Source organism: Bacillus safensis, from assembly GCF_039619585.1.
Classification (GTDB): Bacteria; Bacillota; Bacilli; order Bacillales; family Bacillaceae; genus Bacillus; species Bacillus safensis.
On the sequence record NZ_CP154909.1, the window covers coordinates 2086737 to 2104946 of the forward strand.

The window sequence follows — 18210 nt, forward strand, 5'->3', positions numbered from 1 at the left end:
CGAGTGACTCTTATAAAACGTTACATTACAACTTTATGACAAATATATTACAAGTTCGACAGTTTGGAAAGGGCTTTTTGTTTAACTTCTCCTTAAAAATTTTAAAATAGAAAAAACACTTCATTTTCTTTACGAAAAGAAGTGTTTCTCATGTAACAAGATTCTTCGTCAAGATTAGACGAGTTCCTGCTTTTTTCTCGGAATATAGAATGTGAAGTGTGTACCTGCCCCCGCTTTGCTGTGAGCATGTATAGAGCCTTGATGCGCCTCGATGATGTTCTTCACAATCGCAAGGCCAAGTCCAGTACCAGAACGCCCTCTCGTCCTTGCTTTATCGGCTTTATAAAAGCGTTCGAAAATAAAGGGCAGATCCTCTTCCGGAATTCCGCTCCCCGAATCTTTTACATCCATTTTCAGTCCGTTTTCCACCGATTGAACCGAGAAGTGAACCTCGCCGCCCTCTGGTGTATGACGAATAGCATTATCAATGAGATTCGTAAACACTTGCTCAATCTTATCTGGATCGAATACAAAGTGCGGTTCATCCACTTGAATATCATACGTAAGGTCGATTTGTTTTTCTTTCGCAATCCCGAGAAACTTACGGTAGATCTTCTCTGTCAGCTCTTCCGTATCTGTTGATTCAAGATTCAGTGTAATATGACCTGCTTCCATTCTCGCTAGATCTAGAAGGTCATTCACAAGACGTCCCATTCGAAGTGATTCATCATAGATAATTTGCGCAATCTCTTTCTTTTCCTCTTCTGATCCCGCAATATCATCTACAATTGCCTCACTGTACCCTTGCAGCATGGCAATTGGTGTACGAAGTTCATGACTGACATTGGCAATGAAGTCTTTTCTCAGTTTATCAAGTCTTCGTTCCTCCGTCATATCACGAAGGACTGCAACTGCTCCCCTGACATCCTGCTGATTATACAGCGGAGACATGAGAAGAACCCAGGTACGACCTTGCAGTGTAACTTCGATCATTTGCTCTTTTTCTGTGCTGACAGCTGTATGAAATAGCTCGCGCGCTTCTGGCGGCAGTTCATCTCCATCCTTGATCTTCATATTTTGCTCGTAATACCATGCCTGCAAAAATCGTTCTGCGGGAGGATTTGTCATCAAAATCGTTCCATCAATATTGATGGTGATGACGCCATCAGCCATACTGCTTAAAATATTAGATAAATGTTCTTTTTCTTGATTTAGGGCTGTGATATGGAATTTAAGCTGCTTCCCCATTTGATTAAAGGCGATTGCCAGTTCTCCAATTTCATCTTGCGTTAAAATAGGAATCTTTGTATCAAATTTCCCTTTCGCCAAATCTTGTGCACCCTCTCTCATCTTTCTGAGAGGGTAGGTGACACGTGTTGACAAGAAGAAAGCGAATATAGTGGTCAGTACAATCGCAATGCCGGCGGCTAAAAAGATGTAGCGTGTCGTATGTTTCGTTGTTTGTTCTACAGCGAGGAGTGATTGAGAAAGAAAGACCATGCCTTTTTTTCCGTTCGCCTCGTATGGAACACCGACTACAATCCGTTCATCTTTTCGATTGCCTGCATCAGGTTCTGCACGTTTACTGATTTTTTTACGATCTTTCAGTGCTTGATTTAAATCGTTGTCCGCTTCAATTTGTTTCTTTGTAATCGCAGGAAGCTTCCCGTCTTTTTCAGACGAATACCACTCTAGCCCGTCCTCTTGGATGATCGCAATACTCGTCAATTTGTCAGCAAGTTCTGATGTAATCGACCTCGCAAGCGATTGATCCTCATGGCTTTCTAAAATGACCGCTACTTTGTTTGCCATTTGTGTTAAATCAGATTTTGCTTCTTCTACATGATAATTCTCAATGAACTCTAAAAGAAGCACAGTTAAAATAGATAAAACGATCAGGACGAGGAAAAGAATGGTTAACCATAGCTTTCCTACAACACTTTTCCACAGTTTCATTCAGCGCCGACCTCAAATTTGTACCCGACACCCCATACAGTTACGATTTTTTTCGCTGCTTCTGGTGACACTTTATTCAGTTTTTCACGAAGTCGTTTGACATGAGTATCAACTGTTCGTAAGTCTCCAAAGAATTCATATTGCCATACTTCTTTTAGCAGCTTTTCTCTGTCATAGACCTTATCTGGTGTTTTTGCAAGGAAATATAAAAGCTCATATTCCTTCGGCGTGAGGCTGACTTCTTTGCCATCAGCCGTCACTCTATGTGCATCATGGTCAATAGAAAGATGAGAAAACACAAGAACATCCTTTGTTGTTGTCCCAGTATTCAAATAAGACGTTTGAGACGATCTTCTGAGCAATGCCTTTACGCGTAAAACCACTTCACGCGGGCTGAAAGGTTTGACGATGTAGTCATCCGTTCCTGCCTCAAATCCTTGAACACGGTTGGCTTCTTCTCCTTTTGCCGTCAGCATAATGATTGGAGTCGCTTTTTTATCTCGAATTTGATTACACACTTCGATTCCATCTGTACCAGGCATCATTAAATCGAGCAAAATGAGGTCGTAATCGGTTTGAAGCCCTTTTTGAATCGCTTCATCTCCATTTTCCGCTTCATCGATTTCATAATTTTCACGTTCTAAATACATTTTTAAAAGGCGGCGAATTCTTGCCTCATCATCTACGACTAATATTTTCGTTTGAGTTGTGTGTTCCATTAGACAGTCCTCCTGCTTTCTCCGTTGTTACATTCATTTTAACAAAAAGCCGAATTGAATCATAAAAGTTGGCTTTTCCTTGTGATTATGCGTAAGAATGAAGCCCCGCAATGACAAGGTTAACAAAGATGAGATTAAACATAATAATGGCGAAGCCGATCACAGCAAGCCATGCGGACTTTTCACCATGCCAGCCTCGCGACAAGCGAAGATGAAGATAGGCAGCATAAAAGAGAAACGTAATCAATGCCCATACTTCCTTCGGGTCCCAGCCCCAAAACCTAGTCCATGCAATTTGCGCCCAGATCATGGCAAAGATCAGCCCGCCTAACGCAAATACAGGGAAACCAATCGAAACAGCCCTATACCCAATTTCATCGACTAAATCTAGGTTCACCTGTTTCACTAACGGTTGAAGCAGTGCGCTCAGTCGTTTGCGAATGATCAATCGAATGAGTCCGTATATAATCAGCCCTACGCCAAATGACCATAACACTGTATTGACCTTTCTACCTGAAAAAACAGGCGGCAGCTCAACAAACGGTTCCAAACGATCTTCCGTCACAAGCTCCCCTTTATGAGGTCCGACAAGAGCTGGGAGCTCATAGACCATCTCACTTTTTTCTTTATTTTTATCAATCCAATTAAATGTTGCTTCATATCCTGTCATTCTAAAGATAGACGTAACAGCGATAAATGCAAGTGTGACCACAATCATAAACATGACAAGCTCTAAACCAAACGTCTTCTTCCCTGGCTTTGTTTGATCCACATGCTTTAGTAGAAAGATGACACCTGCCACAAAGCTGATGGCTAAAATGGCTTGGCCAAGTGCTGCTGTTGTCACGTGAATATAAAGCCAATTACTTTGAAGTGAAGGAATCAGCGGTGAAATATCTGATGGGAACATACTTGCATAGGCAATAATCAATAAAGCGATTGGAAGTGTAAATAAACCAAGTACAGACACTTGATACACAAAATATAAAGTGATGAATGCAAGCACCAGCATCATGCCAAAAGCCGTTGTGAACTCAAACAAATTACTGACAGGTGCATGACCAGATGCGATCCATCTTGAAATAAAATAGCCCAACTGGCTCAAAAAACCGATGATGGTAAGCGTAATGCCAATGAGTGCCGCCTTATTTCTGTGCGGTCCTTCTTCTTTCTTTTTTCCCTTAATGGCACCACCAAAAAAAGGAACTGCCGCTAAATAAAATAGAAAAGCTGCAAATAACAGATTTTCACTGACTGCCGCCATCTAATCCTTCCCCCTTGCTTTTGCTGATACTTGTTGTATCAGGCAGTTCTTTTTGATCAACTGGCTGTTTGATGCCACTGCCGTGCAGTAACACACCAAGATCGGACTTTAAGCCGAACCAGTTTTTGTTTGTATGTCCTGCCACCAATACTTTTCCATCCTTTGCCGACAGCCAGATTCTTCTATGCTGCCAATACATCCCCTGCACGACACCGATCATGAAGATGATTCCGCCTACTATGAGCACGCCAAGTGTTAAATCCTTTCTCACTGTTAACCCTGTGACGTTTTTCGTTTCGACCCGATCAAACTTCATTTTATATAGATTGTTATCAGAACCCTCTACTGTCTCTTGAATGGCGACAAAGCTTTTTTCACCTTTAGGTTTTTCAGGAGAAATCATTTCAAACACGAAAGCAGGATTATTCGGATTCCTTGTTTTCGTACTTGGCGTTCCATCATCGTCAAAATAAAAATCAGGCAGATAGCTCATCACCTTGACTTTGTAACCGCTACCAAGATCATATTCTGACTTAGGCTCCAGCAGATTAATCTTCACTGTACCGAAAGATTTTTCTGTATCTTTACGAATCAGCTGAAAGACCATTTGATCGAGTTCATTTTGTTTAAAATCCACTTGATATAATGAGAAATTGTCAAACTTGAGCGGTTCATTTACTTTGATATCGTGTTCTGTTACCTGCTTCAGCTTGGGCTTTTCACCAAATACAACTTCTCCTTCACGTTTGTATAAAATGGCATCCGTTTTATAGCTTTTCACCACTTGACCATCGCCAGCTTTTTCAATGGCATTCTCAAACACTTCTTTTTCATTTCCAGTTTCATAGCGATCAATTGAAAACGCATTATTTTTCAAGAAGTATTGACCATCCGTACCTGGAATTGGTGCAGTTTCCCCTTCTCTGACCCAAAGCGTTTCATCCACGTACATGCCCGGGACAAACCGGAGCATCGCTCCAATGAGAAAGATGATTAGTCCAATGTGATTGACGTAAGGTCCCCAGCGTGAAAAACGTCCTTTTTCGGCTAAAATATGCCCATTTTCTTCTCGCACGCGGTAACGCTTTTGTTTCATTGCTCTTATGATGCCTTCATATGTATGCTGATATAATGTTTTGTCTGTCTCGCTAAACAGACGCTGTCTTCTCATAAAGCCTTCTTTTTTGATAACCCCTTGGTTTTTGAGTGCTCGATAAAGAGGAATAACGCGGTCGAGACTGCAAATGACAAGGGAGATTCCGATTGATGCGACAAGAGCTAAAAACCACCAAGAATTATAAAGATCATGGAATCCAAGTGTGTAATACAGCTTGCCAAACGATCCATATTGCTCTTCATAATACGTGGAAGCAGATGCACCTGGCGGAATAAATCGCTCCTGCGGAAAAATCGTTCCAAGCGAAGAAGCGAGCAGTGTAATGACAATCAGCCACACACCCACTTTAACGGAAGAAAAAAAGTTCCATACTTTATCAACAATCGTTTTGTTGTATGTTTGCGAGCGTCTTGCACTGCCGTCATATCTCATATCAAGCAGCTTTGAAGAGTTTTTCTCTTTAGCCGCAATGGGATTCCCGCATGATTCACATAGAACAGTACCGATTGGATTAATATGTCCACACTCGCACTTTACCTCTTTCATTCTATGACCCCTTTGGTTTAATCAAATTCATATATTCATAGACATTACGTTCTGTCATCGTTCCCTTTATGACTTTGATTACCTTGCCTTCAGGATTGATTAAAAATGTGGTTGGCAGCGGCGTAATATCATATGCCTCTGTCACTTGACGATCTTTGTCCATGGCAACAGGAAAATTCACGCCATAGGATTCCATAAAATTTTTCACGGCAATCTTGGATTCCGCAACATTGACTGCAACAATTTCCACACCGCGATCCTTGAACACTTCATATTGATTCGCCATATAAGGAAATTCTTGTTTACACGGTCCACACCATGTACCCCAAAAATTAAGAAAGACACCTTTGCCTTTTAAGTCCTTTAACTCAATCCGATCCCCATCGACAGATTGAAGGACAAAGTTTGGCGCAATAGATCCTTCTTTGACTCGATCCTGTTTGGCAAATACTGAGTTATACATTGTATAACATAGTGCCGCAAGCATCACGAGGAGAATGCCCGTCCGTATGAAAAACCGTCTTTTTTTCATCTGAAGTACCCCTTCCCCATAGACATTCAGGTAAATTATAGCATTCTCCTTCTTTTGATGCTTCTTCATTTTTTGAAGTTTATGTGAAAATTAAAAAGCGCTTTTCCCATGATCGGCAATTGCTCTCAGGCGCTTTACTTCATGCGGAGACAATTCTCTGCGGTCTCCTGGTCTCATACCTTCAATATGAAGGAACGAATATTGCTCCCTTTTTAGCTTTAACACATCATGTCCAATCGCTTCAAACATGCGGCGCACCTGTCTGTTTCTGCCTTCGTGAATGGTTAATTGAACAATACAAGTTTGCTTTCGTTTATCAATAGAAAGCATTTTCGCACGAGCAGGTGCTGTTTTTTTATGATCTAACATGATCCCTTTTTCTAGCTTTCTAAGCAGTTCCTTTGAAGGAATGCCTTTTAGCTTCGCTGCATACGTTTTATCAATTTCGTATTTCGGGTGCATGAGCTTATGGGCAAATTCCCCATCATTTGTAATCAAAATCAAACCGCTCGTATCATAATCTAACCGGCCGATTGGATAAAGACGCTGCGGGACATCATCAAAGAAATCTGTGACGACCTTGCGTCCTTTATCATCCTCGGCAGCCGAAATGACGCCGCGCGGTTTATAAAGCATAAAGTAAACCGGTTCTTCTCTTTCAAGCTTTAATCCATTGACTTCAATTTTATCTGAAGAGCCCACCTTCACTCCGAGCTCTGTCACTGTTTGACCATTAACGGTAACTCGTCCTTCTTTAATTAATTCTTCAGCCTTTCGTCTTGAAGCGACGCCGGCATGTGCAATTACTTTCTGTAAACGTTCCATTTGTCTTTCACCTCATGTACTATCTTACTTGCTTGACTTAAAACAAACAAGCATTCGTGGAAAAATAAGCGTTTCGTCTGTCTAATTTCAGCTAAAAAGCGATTTTCCATCCATGAAATACAAAAAAGCGCCTGATTAGGCGCCGCTAAATAACAAACTGACGATAATGACAGATGCAATGACACCAATGAGATCTGCTAACAAACCTACTTTCAGCGCATCTCCCATTTTTTTAATCCCAACTGCTCCAAAATAGACCGTTAAAATGTAAAGGGTGGTGTCTGTTGACCCTTGCATGACAGCTGCAAGCTGGCCAATAAAAGAATCTGGACCATATGTCGCTATCAAGTCTGATGTCATTCCAAGTGCAGCCGTTCCTGATATCGGACGAATAAACGCAAGCGGCACCACTTCTGGCGGGAAACCAATCGCTGTAAAGACTGGTTTTAATAGTCCCATAACAAAATCAAGCGCACCTGACGCACGGAATATCGTAATGGCTACAAGCATACCGACTAAATAGGGAATGATTGAAAAGGCAATTTGAATGCCCTCTTTTCCTCCCTCCACAAATGTTTCATAGGTTGGTACCTTTTTAATGGTTCCAGCAATCAAAATTCCTGCGATGATCAGTGGTATCAAAGCAAGTGACAGCCAGTTAATAAATGCCACAAGATCACCCCCGCCTGCTTCTGCGATAGTGGAAATAACGATCGATGATAATTGCACCGATTCCTGAAATGAGTGTTGCTAAAATGGTTGGCCCTACAATGTCTGTTGGCTGATCTGCCCCATAGGTCATTCTTATTGCAATGACGGTTGTTGGCACAAGTGTGATAGAGGATGTGTTGACCGCTAGAAATGTAATCATAGAACGGCTTGCTTCATTTTTCCCGCCGTTTAATGATTTCATCTGCTCCATCGCCTTAATTCCAAGCGGTGTAGCGGCATTCCCGAGACCAAAGAAATTCGCCATGAGATTGGACAAAATATACCCCATTGCAGGATGATTAGGCGGAATATCCGGGAATAGCTTTGAAATAAAGGGCCGGCACAATTTACTAAAGAAATTTAACAGCCCTGCCTCTTCGGCAATCTTCATAAGCCCGAGCCAAAAAACGAGGACACTAATTAAACCAATTGAAATAGTAACCGCTTCTTTTGAGCCTTTAAATACAGCCTCGTTCACTTCCTGCATCGTTCCATTAAACATCGCATAGACAAGACCGATGACAGTGAGAAATACCCAAATTAGATTGACCATGAAGATCCGCCTATAGATGTCTGAAAGACAGACTTAAACATTTCTTGGAAACTTTTTTGAGGCATGCGGTTTCGTTTATTTTCATAAAAAATCGGTAATTGCTCGATCACCTGTCCATCTAATAAAATCGTCATTTTTCCGACAACATCTGGGATGGTTTCGGCGTTTTTTTTCCATTTCTTTTTTGGAGCGAGCATTTCCGTTTCAATTTTCACAAGTTTTTTTTCATCTTCATTTAAAAAATAGTCCACATCACGCTTGATAAACGCTTTTTTTTCGTAAAAGGTCCCTTTTAACGAAGCAAGCCTTCCTTTTTCAGCAAGCACATACGTTTTATAGTGATCAAATGCATATTCAAACATAGAGATATGATCCTTCCAGTCGTCCGGCGCATTAATGGTCACAGCGATCAGCTCGGCATCACCTTTTGCAGCGGTGGAGACAAGTGTTCGTTTTGCAAGCTTTGTATATCCTGTTTTCCCTCCAGTGGAATATTCGTATAAACCGGTGAGCAGCTTGTTTTTATTTTTCCAATAGCCTTCCATTGTCTTCGCTTTATAGAAAGTTGTACCGGCAATTTTTTGATATTGTTTATGCTTCATTGCGTATTTTGTTAGGATCGCCATGTCATAGGCTGATGAATAATGATTTTTATGATCATCGAGTCCGTGCGGATTTTGAAAATTCGTATTCTCCATTCCTAGTTCAGCCGCCTTTTGATTCATCATAAAAATAAAGCCTTCTAAGCTGCCGCCAACATGCTCTGCAATGGCAACAGCTGCATCATTTCCAGAACGCAGCATGAGCCCGTATGTCAAATCTTCTAAGCTCACCTTCTGCCCTTCCTTTAAATAAATGGATGACCCCTCTGCCCCAATCGCACGTTTTGATACTTTAACGGTATCTTTCATTTTTCCTGATTCAATGGCTAATACAGCCGTCATGATTTTTGTAATACTGGCGATTCTTCTTTTTTCGTGCTCGTCCTTTCCAAATAGGACTCTGCCTGACTGTCCATCTATTAAAATGGCGCTTCTTGCACTCACTGATAATGAAATGTCTGCTTTGGCATGTGAAGAAAAAGGCAGTAAGAGTGTAAATAGAAGAAGGACTGCTGTTCCAATTTTTAAATAGGGCATGTTCATTCACGTCCTTGTCCGTTTTGTACAAGTGTATGCTCAGCTGAAAAAGTTATGATGCCTCGTCCATAAAAAAAAGCGCCTCTACATGTAGAGGCGCTTCTTCAAGTTGCTTATACCATTTTCACTTGCTGATGAGATGCCGTATATTCCAGCTCTTCTCTCATCGCTAAAAAGTCTTTTTCTAATGAAGAAAATAATTGTTTCATATCAGCGGATACTTCATGGTGAAAGACAATGCTGCTTTTTCCTGTATAGGCCGATCGGCTGTCTTCATACCATGTATCCTTTTTTGGCGTGAAAAATTCTTCAATGCATTGATGATAAATACGGTGAAGCATCTGCTGTGCGGCCTGCTGCGGGAATGTCTGCTGCTGGCCCATTTTCCTGCAAACTGCTGCTGCATCCTCGCTGTACACTGCAAGCTTCCGTAATGTACTCAATATGTCACAATAATAGGCTTCCGCTTCGGGGTTTAATCGTTTCAAGCTTGATAAGGTGGCTTCGTTCAGAAAACCATTCATTTCAATTGCAACCTTTGATAAAAAGACGCCTGCTTGATCAACTTGAGCCTTTACATTCATATGTGCCATTTGTTTCGTGTTTACCTTCCCCTCATGGCTTTGACACCATTTTATCTGTCATCAAAAGATTTTAGACCTAAAATCTTTTTTATATTTTATCATACATTTTTCCTTCTTTTGAACTATTTTATGTCTTCAAATGTTTGATTGAAGTTTTCAAAAAATAGATCAGCCTCTTCTTGTACCCCGTCTGCTTCCACATTTTCTGGAAGCGGCGGTAATTCATCTAAGGCTTTTAAGCCAAATTGCTCTAAAAAGGTAGGGGTTGTCCCATAAAGAATCGCTCGTCCCGGACCATCGGCACGTCCTACTTCACAGAGCAGTGCTTTGGCTACTAAGCTATGAAGTACCCGCTCTGATTTGACTCCTCTAATCTCCTCTACCTCACTGCGTGTAATCGGCTGTTTATAAGAAACAATGGCAAGCACCTCCAGCGCTGCCTGCGACAAACCCTTGGATGGTGTCTCGACTAATTTTTTTAAATACATGCTGTATTCTTTTTTCGTCAGCAGCATATATGAATCTGCATATTCAATGAGCTCAATCCCTCGTTCTTGTTTTTGATATTCTTCCTTTACGGAAGACATAATGTCGAGTAATACCGACTCATCTACTTCAAGAACAGACATGAGCTGTTTTCTTGTTAAGCCTTCGTCACCTGCTACATACAGCAGCGCTTCTAAGATGGCTTTCCAATTCACGATATCAAGCGTCATGAATCGTTTCACTCCCTATGATATAAATGTCTTCAAAGTTCCCTTCCTGCTCTAGCAAGATTTGATGACTTTTCATCAATTCGAGAACAGCAAGAAACGTCACGACAAGGTGCTCCTTTTGATCATGTTGAAATAGAGTCATGAAATTGGTCCGCTTTTTTGTTTTTCTTAAATGGTTCATAATCTCATTCATTTTGTCTTCAATCGGGATTTCTTGTCTTGTAATCTTTGATGGTGCTGGTTTCGTTATTTTCTTTCGATTTAATACCTTTTGGAACGCACCTAACATATCATACACCGTTACGTGTAAATTTGTGTCCTTCGCTTCTGATTCTTTTGCAAATTCGCTTAAATCACTCGGTGGTTTTGTAAAGGCATTTTGCCTTTCTTCTTCGCGTTCCTTTAGTTCTTGTGCTGCATTTTTATACTTGCGGTATTCAATCAATTTGCCAATCAGCTCTTCTCGAGGATCTTCTTCCTCTTCGAGCAGGTCTTCATCAAACAGCTCTTCCTCTTGTTTTGGAAGAAGCATTCTGCTTTTAATACTCAGGAGGGTTGCAGCCATGACCAAATATTCGCTCGCAACATCGAGCTCAAGCTCCCTCATCGTATGGACATATAATAAATACTGCTCCGTAATTTTAGCGACGGGAATATCATAAATATCAATTTCCAACCGGTTAATTAAATGTAAAAGCAAGTCCAAAGGACCCTCGAACGAATCTATTTTCACCTGATATTCCAGCATCTTTTTCTCACCATTTCTACTGTCTTCTAAGTACCGTTTCACCGGCTAACCTTTAGTATAAGACAGGATAAAGCTCTCGTCCAATATAATTTCGGCCATAATGCCTTAGGCAAATCAAGAAAAACAGTGGATCCGCCCATACCAATAAGGGCATTTATACATAGAATACCATTGTAATCAGAACTGATGAAAAAGGAGGCCGTATCATTATGGGAGATGGCTATAACTTCGGTGGAGGATTCGCGCTTATTGTCGTGCTTTTCATCTTGCTGATCATCGTTGGCGCGGCTTGGGTTTATTAAAGAAACAGAGCGTCCTTTTCACTAAAGGGACGCTCTTTCTTCTTTTCTTTTCGATATGTTAGACTGAGAGTGGAAAAGGAGATGACCGCTGTGTATCCTGAAGCGTACGTGGCTTTTTTACACGAATTTCATACGACAAGAGATTATTTTGAGTGTCATGAAATTTTGGAAGAATATTGGAAAGAAGATCCCCCTGAGCAGCGCAAAGAATATTGGGTCGGGCTCATTCAGCTCGCTGTTGCCTTGTATCATCAAAGACGGGGAAATGGAAAAGGAGCAAAACGGCTCATTTCTAACAGTCTTCATTTGTTAGAAGCAAACCGTTCAGTATTATCGAATCTCGGTCTGGATGATGAGGCATTTCTGATGCTTCTGAGAACGCTGAAAAAGAAAATGGATGAAGATATGCCCTATGAAAGTGTGATGCTGCCGATCAAAGATGAAGCACTTCTTTCTTTATGCCAAGAAATGGCCCAAAAAGAAGGACTGCTCTTTGGACAGGAGAGCAACTTATCCCATACATTTTTAATCGAAAAACATAGACTCCGTGACCGGACAGAAGTTTTGCTGGAACGAAAAAAGCAGATTGAACGTAAAAAAAGCAGAGGACTGTAGCCTCTGCTTTTACATGTGTGATATTTAATTTGATTCGCTGTGACACTTATGAAAGAAGCCTTGCGTTAATTCATTTGGAATGAGTGTTTTGGTTTTAAATATTTCTTCCACGGCTAAAACCATTTCCTTGCCGATTCCTTGATCACGATGGGATGGATTCACACTAATATGCTCAATTTGTACTTGGTCGTCTGTTTTGAGCACACCAATAGCACCTACAATATCCTCGCCATCTTTCCATAGGAACAGCTGCCGATCTTCATCCATTTCATATGACTTCATCGTCTGCTGAAGCTGTTTGACGTCTTTCTCACCCGGCATAAAGGACAGAAGTCCCATGGCAATTTTTTCAAAAGACCTCTTGTAACGAATTAACATATATACCCCTCAATATTCAAATTATCCTAATTTCCAGCAAATGTCTTATGATTCATTTGCTCATCACACATTATAAACATTTTTATACCGTTTTTAAACTCTTTTTCACTAAATTAAGAGAACGTTCGATTGAGATTCGCCATTTCAATAGCAGCAGCAGCCGATTCGCTGCCTTTATTTCCTGCTTTTGTACCAGCTCTTTCAATGGCTTGTTCAATAGATTCTGTTGTGAGTACACCAAAGATAATCGGTACCCCTGTTGACATAGCACTCTGAGCAATTCCTTTAGCAGCTTCATTACAAACGTAATCATAGTGAGTCGTTGCGCCTCTGATCACGGTTCCAAGTGTGATGACTGCATCATATTTTTTGGTTTCTGCTAATTTTTTTGCCATGTACGGGATTTCAAAAGCGCCTGGTACCCACACAACATCGATATCATCACCATTTGCTCCGTGTCTGAGTAATGTATCTTCTGCTCCATCTAACAGTTTACTTGTAATAAAATCATTGAATCTCGCTACAACGATTGCAAATTTTAGTCCTTCTGCTACTACATGACCTTGTATTGTATTCATATGTTGATCATCCTTTTTTGTGATTTTTATTTTGTTTCAATAGCGGCTGTTCGATTGTTGTTTAAATATGTCTGTAATGCTTCGATTGTCAGCATCTTTAAATCATGCTGTTTTTGGATCTCCTTTAGTTCAGGGACGCGCGCCATTGATCCATCTGCATTCATAATTTCACATATGACACCCGCTGGCTCTGAGCCTGCCAGTTTAGCAAGATCAACCGCCGCCTCTGTATGACCCGGTCTTTCTAGTACGCCGCCCTCTTTTGCAATAAGCGGAAAAACATGACCTGGACGGGCAAATTCGTCTGGTTTTGCGTCTTTATTTAACATGGCCAGCATGGTCGTGGAGCGCTCAAAAGCACTAATACCAGTCGTCGTTGTCACATGGTCGATGCTTACTGTAAATGCTGTATGGTGTGCATCCGTATTATGTTCAACCATTGGATGCAGATTCAGGTGTTTTGCGATCGACGCATGGACTGGCGTACAAATGAGGCCTCTTCCATGTAAAGCCATGAAGTTAATCACCTCAGGTGTGGCATGCTCAGCAAGTGCCACAAAGTCTCCTTCATTTTCTCTGTCTTCATCATCCACTACGATAATGATTTCTCCTTGTTTAAGGGCATTTACTGCCTCATCAACGGAATGATACATACAATCGCCTCCTAGAATCCGTGCTCTTTTAGAAATGATGGGGTCAATCGAGATGGCTGTTTTTCGCTCTGCTCTTTTGTTAAAAAGCGATAAATGTATTTACCGATCATGTCACACTCTATATTCACGATATCCCCCATAGATTTAGTCGGGAAAATAGTTCCTTCAAGCGTGTGAGGAATAATAGAGACTGTGACATGTGAATCTCGCAAATCGAAAATGGTCAAGCTGACACCATCTATTGCGATCGAACCCTTTTGGGTGAGCATATCTGTGAGGGTCTTGTTCATCTTTAAATCATAGTAAATGGCATTACTCTTCTTTTCTATCCGGGTAATGACAGCCGTTCCATCAACATGGCCTGAGACAAAGTGGCCGCCAAATCGTCCATTTGAGGACATGGCTCGCTCTAAATTTACTGGACTGCCTTTTGTCAGCTGATCCAGCGATGTGGCTTTGACCGTCTCTGGCATCACATCTGCCGCGAACTGTTCTTTTGTGAAGCTAGTGACTGTGAGACATACTCCATTAATGGCGATACTGTCTCCGAGGTGAACATCTTCCAGCACACGGCTGCATGTAATGACAATTTCCATGGCATCTGCTGACTTTTTACTTAATGACTGAATGGTGCCAACTTCTTCAATTATCCCCGTAAACATGTGATCCTCCCTTTCGTTTCATTTGTATTTCTCACTTTTAAAAAAAGCGATGTTAGGGACATGTGATCGATTGAGCACCTTCGTCGCTTTTTATGGTCCATACAAGGTAGATGAGGGATCACCTAATAAACACTGCATGCAGTCTATTAACGACAAAATCATACAGAAAGCCCCGGAAAAAATTCCGGGGCTGTGGTTTTTTTGCATCAGAAATAAGACTATGATCAACAAATATTTTTCGTTCATAGCTTTCTTTATCCTTCTCCCATCCAGACTTTCACTGTCGGCTTCAGCTTTTCACTGAATCAACCGTTAATAAATTAACGGGTCACGGGCTGTAAAGCATTTGCTTTATTACCGTCGGTCGGGATTTTCACCCTGCCCCGAAGGATACAATCGATATTTAGCTGTCCTTAGGGGCTATTATAGCGATCCTTGTTGTCAAATGCAACAATCAAGATTTCTTCACAAAAAAAGCCTCCTTATAGGAAAGGAGACATGTTAATTGACGACTTTTACAACTTTTATCAGCCCATCTATTCTTTTTTCATTACTAAAGTAGGCTTTAATACGATCTCCTTTTTTCAGATCGGCCACATCATCTTCAAATTTCTTACCATTAAAAATGATTTTTGTGCCATTCTTCGCTTGACCGTAATATTCATCTCCATCAATTTTCGTAATGGTATATTCATAGATGGTGTAATCTTTATCATTATTTGTTAAGCTTTCGCCAATAGCTGTTGGCACATCTTCAATTTTCATGCCATTCATGTATAAATAACCTGCGCCTAAACAAAGCAGTAAAACAAATAAGATCGCAATTTTTAATTTAATTTTCCCCATATTTAGAACCTCCATCATCTGCACTTCGCCTATTTGTATGTTTTATTCCTTCTTTTATTGAAATAAAACCAAAAAAGCTGATTTTCATTAATGGTTACTTATATAACGATTCAGATGGCCCTTTGGTTCCACCTCTTAATCATTACATATGATACGAATATGCGTTCTTTATTAAGGGGGTCTTTTTCCTATTTATTAGTTCGTAACACACCATACTGCAAGCTTTTCATTATATTCTTTTTTCGAGTGCGAATAAGTCTTCCTCTAACAATTGTGACCGCTGAACAGCGATGCTGCGGCTGTCGCGAACCCCTTGATTATAGTAGTAGCTTCCAAGGTTTTTTGTGATAAATTCTAGTATATTAATGGCTGCTAATTCACCAATCTCTTCTTCTCGTTCTTCGGCAAAATAACGCTGAATAGCCATCGTCATTTGATTTCTCTCTTCTTTTGTGAGTGGTTTCAAAGTCTCCCCTTCTTTCTTTTCGCTTTCTACATTTGCATTCTGGATGTGCTGGAGCCCGCGCAAATACGAATGTTTGTTCTCTTATCATATCATAAAAACATATTCTGTGCATGACTGCCCTATAAGAAAAAGCGTATTTTGATGTAATGGATCAAATACGCTTTCACTATGCTGTATGATTTTTTCACGGAAGCTGTCATAGCGTGTTGTCCATTTTATTTTAAAATGGATAGGATCGTCGCTACAGAATGATCTACAAATGAACGCTCTGGACGTGACTTCATGAGGACGGTAAGCCCGATGAAAGAAACGACCAGCGTCTGTGCTAAGGCTTTAGCATTCAAGCTGCTTTCAAGCTCACCCGAGCGAATACCTTGCACAATCTTTTCTTCAAATATGACCGAAAGATACATCTGATGCTCTCTTGTCAGAATTTCAAATTTCTCTTCGTGTGGAGCAAGTTCCACTATCGTATTAATGCAAAAACAGCCTTTACTCGGGCCATCCCTATATTCCTCTTCCACTACATCTGTAAATAATGTATGAAATGCTTCCTTTACAGATTGATTGTTTTGAAGTTTTGTTCGAATACGGGCTGCATGCTGCTTTGTATATTTGCGTAAGGCAGCCTCAAATAACTCCTCTTTATCTCCAAAGGCTGAGTATAAGCTTGGCCGCTGTATTCCCATTTTTGCAGTCAAATCGCTTAACGTTGTAGCTCTATATCCCTTTTCCCAAAAAAGCACCATTGCATCATCCAACGCTTTTTCCTCATCAAACTCACGCTGTCGAACCATCATCAATTCCTCTTTTCAACAATAAAATCATTTCATGATAACATTACCAATCAGTACATTATAATTTTATTTTATTCACGTAAAATTGTCAAACTACCTTTCTGCTTTCAAGATTAACATAGAATAACTGGAATAAATCTTGACTTTAAAACATTTTGTTGGTTATCCTTAACAGGAATCATTTTATACCGATTAGTATATTATACTTTTTAGTACAAAAAAGAAGGGATGTAATGAATGGTTAAAGATAAAATGACTCCAAGAGATCATCCTGATATGAAAACGGCTCATTTTCGAATAAAGCCTGGATCAAAAATGACTCACTATATGGCACTACTTTTTGCAGCATCGTGCGGGATGGCTGTTGCAAACATATACTTCGCACAACCGTTACTAGATTCACTGGCAGACGAGTTCGGTATCACGTATTCATCCATCGGTATTGTCATTACGATTACTCAGCTTTGTTATGCAGCGGGGCTGCTACTGATAGTACCACTTGGTGATCTGTTGAATCGACGCCGGCTCATCATTGGTCAGATGCTTTTATCTGTGCTTGCCCTCATTCTAGTCGGCATTGCTCCTATCATCGCCGTCCTATTTCTAGGATTAGCAGTGGTCGGACTGCTCGCTGTAGTCACTCAGGTACTCGTTGCGTTTGCAGCAAGTTGGGCTGCTCCAGAAGAGCGCGGCCGTATAGTCGGCTTGGTGCAAAGTGGAATTGTAATCGGTATTCTTCTCGCCCGGACATTTGCCGGTGTATTAACCGATTTTGCTGGCTGGAGGTTTGTTTATCTTGTTTCTGCCGTCATCATGCTTATCCTGACTGGCGTATTGTTCCGAGTGCTCCCGCATGATGACAGCAAAAGAGAATCATTATCCTATGCTGATCTGCTTCGTTCAATGTTTACATTGTTTATACAAGAACGAATTCTCCGCATCCGTGGGATTCTGGCTCTTCTGATTTTTATTGTCTTCGGTACGTTATGGACTTCACTCGTGCTGCCTCTCAGTACAGCGCCATACTCTCTTTCACATACTGCTATTGGCGCATTTGGTCTTGCTGGGGCAGCCGGAGCGTTAGGAGCTGCTCGGGCTGGCAGCCTTGCTGATCGAGGTTTTGGACAGTTCACAACCGGTATAGCCCTTGTCCTCTTATTCATTTCATGGTTTTTCATCAGTTTGACTGAATATTCACTTATTGCATTAGTCATTGGCATTATTATTCTTGACCTATCTGTGCAGGCAGTACATGTGACCAATCAGAGTATGATTTTTACAGTACGGCCTGAGGCGAGAAGCCGGCTTACTGCCGCTTACATGATTTTTTACTCCATCGGAAGTGCGACCGGTTCAATTGTTTCAACCAGCATATACGCAGCCTATGGCTGGAGCGAAGTATGTCTTTTTGGTGCCTCTATCAGCGCTTTAGCCATTTTGTATTGGCTCATCACCTACCGCATAACGAAACAAATCACGGTAGAATCAGAAACAAAATAAAAA

General features: G+C 40.9%; 22 protein-coding genes and 1 riboswitch. Of the genes, 3 read left to right on the forward strand and 19 right to left on the reverse strand.

Annotation, left to right across the window (positions count from 1 at the left end; genetic code table 11):
* Window positions 1-174 precede the first annotated feature (174 nt).
* The 12 genes from AAYR28_RS10580 to AAYR28_RS10635 form a co-directional block, all read right to left on the reverse strand.
* Window positions 175-1956, reverse strand: coding sequence for an ATP-binding protein (locus tag AAYR28_RS10580; RefSeq protein WP_034280386.1), 1782 nt, complete (start codon window positions 1954-1956; stop codon window positions 175-177).
* Complete coding sequence (locus AAYR28_RS10585; protein ID WP_003215596.1) at window positions 1953-2675, reverse strand: response regulator transcription factor; 723 nt, start codon at window positions 2673-2675, stop codon at window positions 1953-1955. Before AAYR28_RS10585 ends, AAYR28_RS10580 begins: the two co-directional genes overlap by 4 nt.
* An 85-nt stretch (window positions 2676-2760) precedes the next feature.
* Window positions 2761-3939 (reverse strand): c-type cytochrome biogenesis protein CcsB, encoded by a 1179-nt coding sequence (gene ccsB / locus AAYR28_RS10590; RefSeq protein WP_340907753.1) that lies wholly within the window; start codon window positions 3937-3939, stop codon window positions 2761-2763.
* On the reverse strand, window positions 3923-5602 hold the full coding sequence (gene resB, locus AAYR28_RS10595; protein WP_340907755.1) for a cytochrome c biogenesis protein ResB: 1680 nt from the start codon (window positions 5600-5602) through the stop codon (window positions 3923-3925). The genes ccsB and resB overlap by 17 nt, the downstream gene beginning before the upstream one ends.
* A gap of 1 nt (window position 5603) precedes the next feature.
* On the reverse strand, window positions 5604-6134 hold the full coding sequence (resA, locus tag AAYR28_RS10600) for a thiol-disulfide oxidoreductase ResA (RefSeq protein WP_041085967.1): 531 nt from the start codon (window positions 6132-6134) through the stop codon (window positions 5604-5606).
* A 90-nt stretch (window positions 6135-6224) separates the two neighbouring features.
* A complete protein-coding gene (gene rluB / locus AAYR28_RS10605) occupies window positions 6225-6959 on the reverse strand; it encodes a 23S rRNA pseudouridine(2605) synthase RluB (protein WP_024422842.1) in 735 nt (244 codons plus the stop codon).
* Between the two features lie 135 nt (window positions 6960-7094).
* The gene (locus tag AAYR28_RS10610) at window positions 7095-7631 is read right to left on the reverse strand and encodes a spore maturation protein (RefSeq protein WP_024422843.1); all 537 of its coding nucleotides are present in this window, start codon (window positions 7629-7631) and stop codon (window positions 7095-7097) included.
* A gap of 4 nt (window positions 7632-7635) precedes the next feature.
* Window positions 7636-8223 carry a nucleoside recognition domain-containing protein gene (locus AAYR28_RS10615; protein ID WP_034280382.1) on the reverse strand — a complete coding sequence of 196 codons (588 nt, stop codon included), beginning with the start codon at window positions 8221-8223 and terminating at the stop codon, window positions 7636-7638.
* Entirely contained in the window at window positions 8211-9362 is a 1152-nt protein-coding gene (locus AAYR28_RS10620) for a D-alanyl-D-alanine carboxypeptidase family protein (protein ID WP_034280381.1), read from the reverse strand. Before AAYR28_RS10620 ends, AAYR28_RS10615 begins: the two co-directional genes overlap by 13 nt.
* A gap of 113 nt (window positions 9363-9475) precedes the next feature.
* Window positions 9476-9955 (reverse strand): YpuI family protein, encoded by a 480-nt coding sequence (locus AAYR28_RS10625; RefSeq protein ID WP_034280380.1) that lies wholly within the window; start codon window positions 9953-9955, stop codon window positions 9476-9478.
* 113 nt (window positions 9956-10068) lie between these two features.
* A complete protein-coding gene (gene scpB, locus AAYR28_RS10630) occupies window positions 10069-10662 on the reverse strand; it encodes an SMC-Scp complex subunit ScpB (RefSeq protein WP_342495548.1) in 594 nt (197 codons plus the stop codon).
* Complete coding sequence (locus AAYR28_RS10635) at window positions 10652-11410, reverse strand: segregation/condensation protein A (RefSeq protein WP_034280379.1); 759 nt, start codon at window positions 11408-11410, stop codon at window positions 10652-10654. The genes scpB and AAYR28_RS10635 overlap by 11 nt, the downstream gene beginning before the upstream one ends.
* 209 nt (window positions 11411-11619) lie before the next feature.
* Between AAYR28_RS10635 and AAYR28_RS10640 the strand changes: the two genes are divergently transcribed.
* A complete protein-coding gene (locus AAYR28_RS10640; RefSeq protein ID WP_012010430.1) occupies window positions 11620-11712 on the forward strand; it encodes a YjcZ family sporulation protein in 93 nt (30 codons plus the stop codon).
* Window positions 11713-11802: 90 nt separating this feature from the next.
* Entirely contained in the window at window positions 11803-12327 is a 525-nt protein-coding gene (locus tag AAYR28_RS10645; RefSeq protein ID WP_024422849.1) for a DUF309 domain-containing protein, read from the forward strand.
* 24 nt (window positions 12328-12351) lie between these two features.
* Here the strand turns inward: AAYR28_RS10645 and AAYR28_RS10650 are convergent, their stop codons facing one another.
* From AAYR28_RS10650 to AAYR28_RS10680, 7 genes are all read right to left on the reverse strand, one after another.
* The gene (locus AAYR28_RS10650; protein ID WP_024422850.1) at window positions 12352-12705 is read right to left on the reverse strand and encodes a GNAT family N-acetyltransferase; all 354 of its coding nucleotides are present in this window, start codon (window positions 12703-12705) and stop codon (window positions 12352-12354) included.
* A gap of 113 nt (window positions 12706-12818) precedes the next feature.
* Window positions 12819-13283 carry a 6,7-dimethyl-8-ribityllumazine synthase gene (gene ribH, locus AAYR28_RS10655; RefSeq protein WP_029706184.1) on the reverse strand — a complete coding sequence of 155 codons (465 nt, stop codon included), beginning with the start codon at window positions 13281-13283 and terminating at the stop codon, window positions 12819-12821.
* Window positions 13284-13309: 26 nt separating this feature from the next.
* Window positions 13310-13936 carry a 3,4-dihydroxy-2-butanone-4-phosphate synthase gene (ribB, locus tag AAYR28_RS10660; protein ID WP_080701153.1) on the reverse strand — a complete coding sequence of 209 codons (627 nt, stop codon included), beginning with the start codon at window positions 13934-13936 and terminating at the stop codon, window positions 13310-13312.
* Window positions 13937-13947: 11 nt separating this feature from the next.
* A complete protein-coding gene (gene ribE / locus AAYR28_RS10665; RefSeq protein ID WP_120208156.1) occupies window positions 13948-14598 on the reverse strand; it encodes a riboflavin synthase in 651 nt (216 codons plus the stop codon).
* Window positions 14599-14851: 253 nt separating this feature from the next.
* A riboswitch (FMN riboswitch) is annotated at window positions 14852-14993 on the reverse strand.
* A 106-nt stretch (window positions 14994-15099) separates the two neighbouring features.
* On the reverse strand, window positions 15100-15444 hold the full coding sequence (locus AAYR28_RS10670) for a hypothetical protein (protein ID WP_008344451.1): 345 nt from the start codon (window positions 15442-15444) through the stop codon (window positions 15100-15102).
* 229 nt (window positions 15445-15673) lie between these two features.
* Window positions 15674-15910: a DUF2164 domain-containing protein gene (locus tag AAYR28_RS10675; protein WP_061109305.1), complete on the reverse strand. Its 237-nt coding sequence runs from the start codon at window positions 15908-15910 to the stop codon at window positions 15674-15676.
* Window positions 15911-16125: 215 nt separating this feature from the next.
* Window positions 16126-16707, reverse strand: a complete 582-nt coding sequence (locus AAYR28_RS10680; protein WP_034280371.1) for a TetR/AcrR family transcriptional regulator — start codon at window positions 16705-16707, stop codon at window positions 16126-16128.
* Between the two features lie 237 nt (window positions 16708-16944).
* Between AAYR28_RS10680 and AAYR28_RS10685 the strand changes: the two genes are divergently transcribed.
* Window positions 16945-18207 carry an MFS transporter gene (locus AAYR28_RS10685; protein ID WP_120208158.1) on the forward strand — a complete coding sequence of 421 codons (1263 nt, stop codon included), beginning with the start codon at window positions 16945-16947 and terminating at the stop codon, window positions 18205-18207.
* The last annotated feature ends 3 nt before the right edge of the window (window positions 18208-18210 follow it).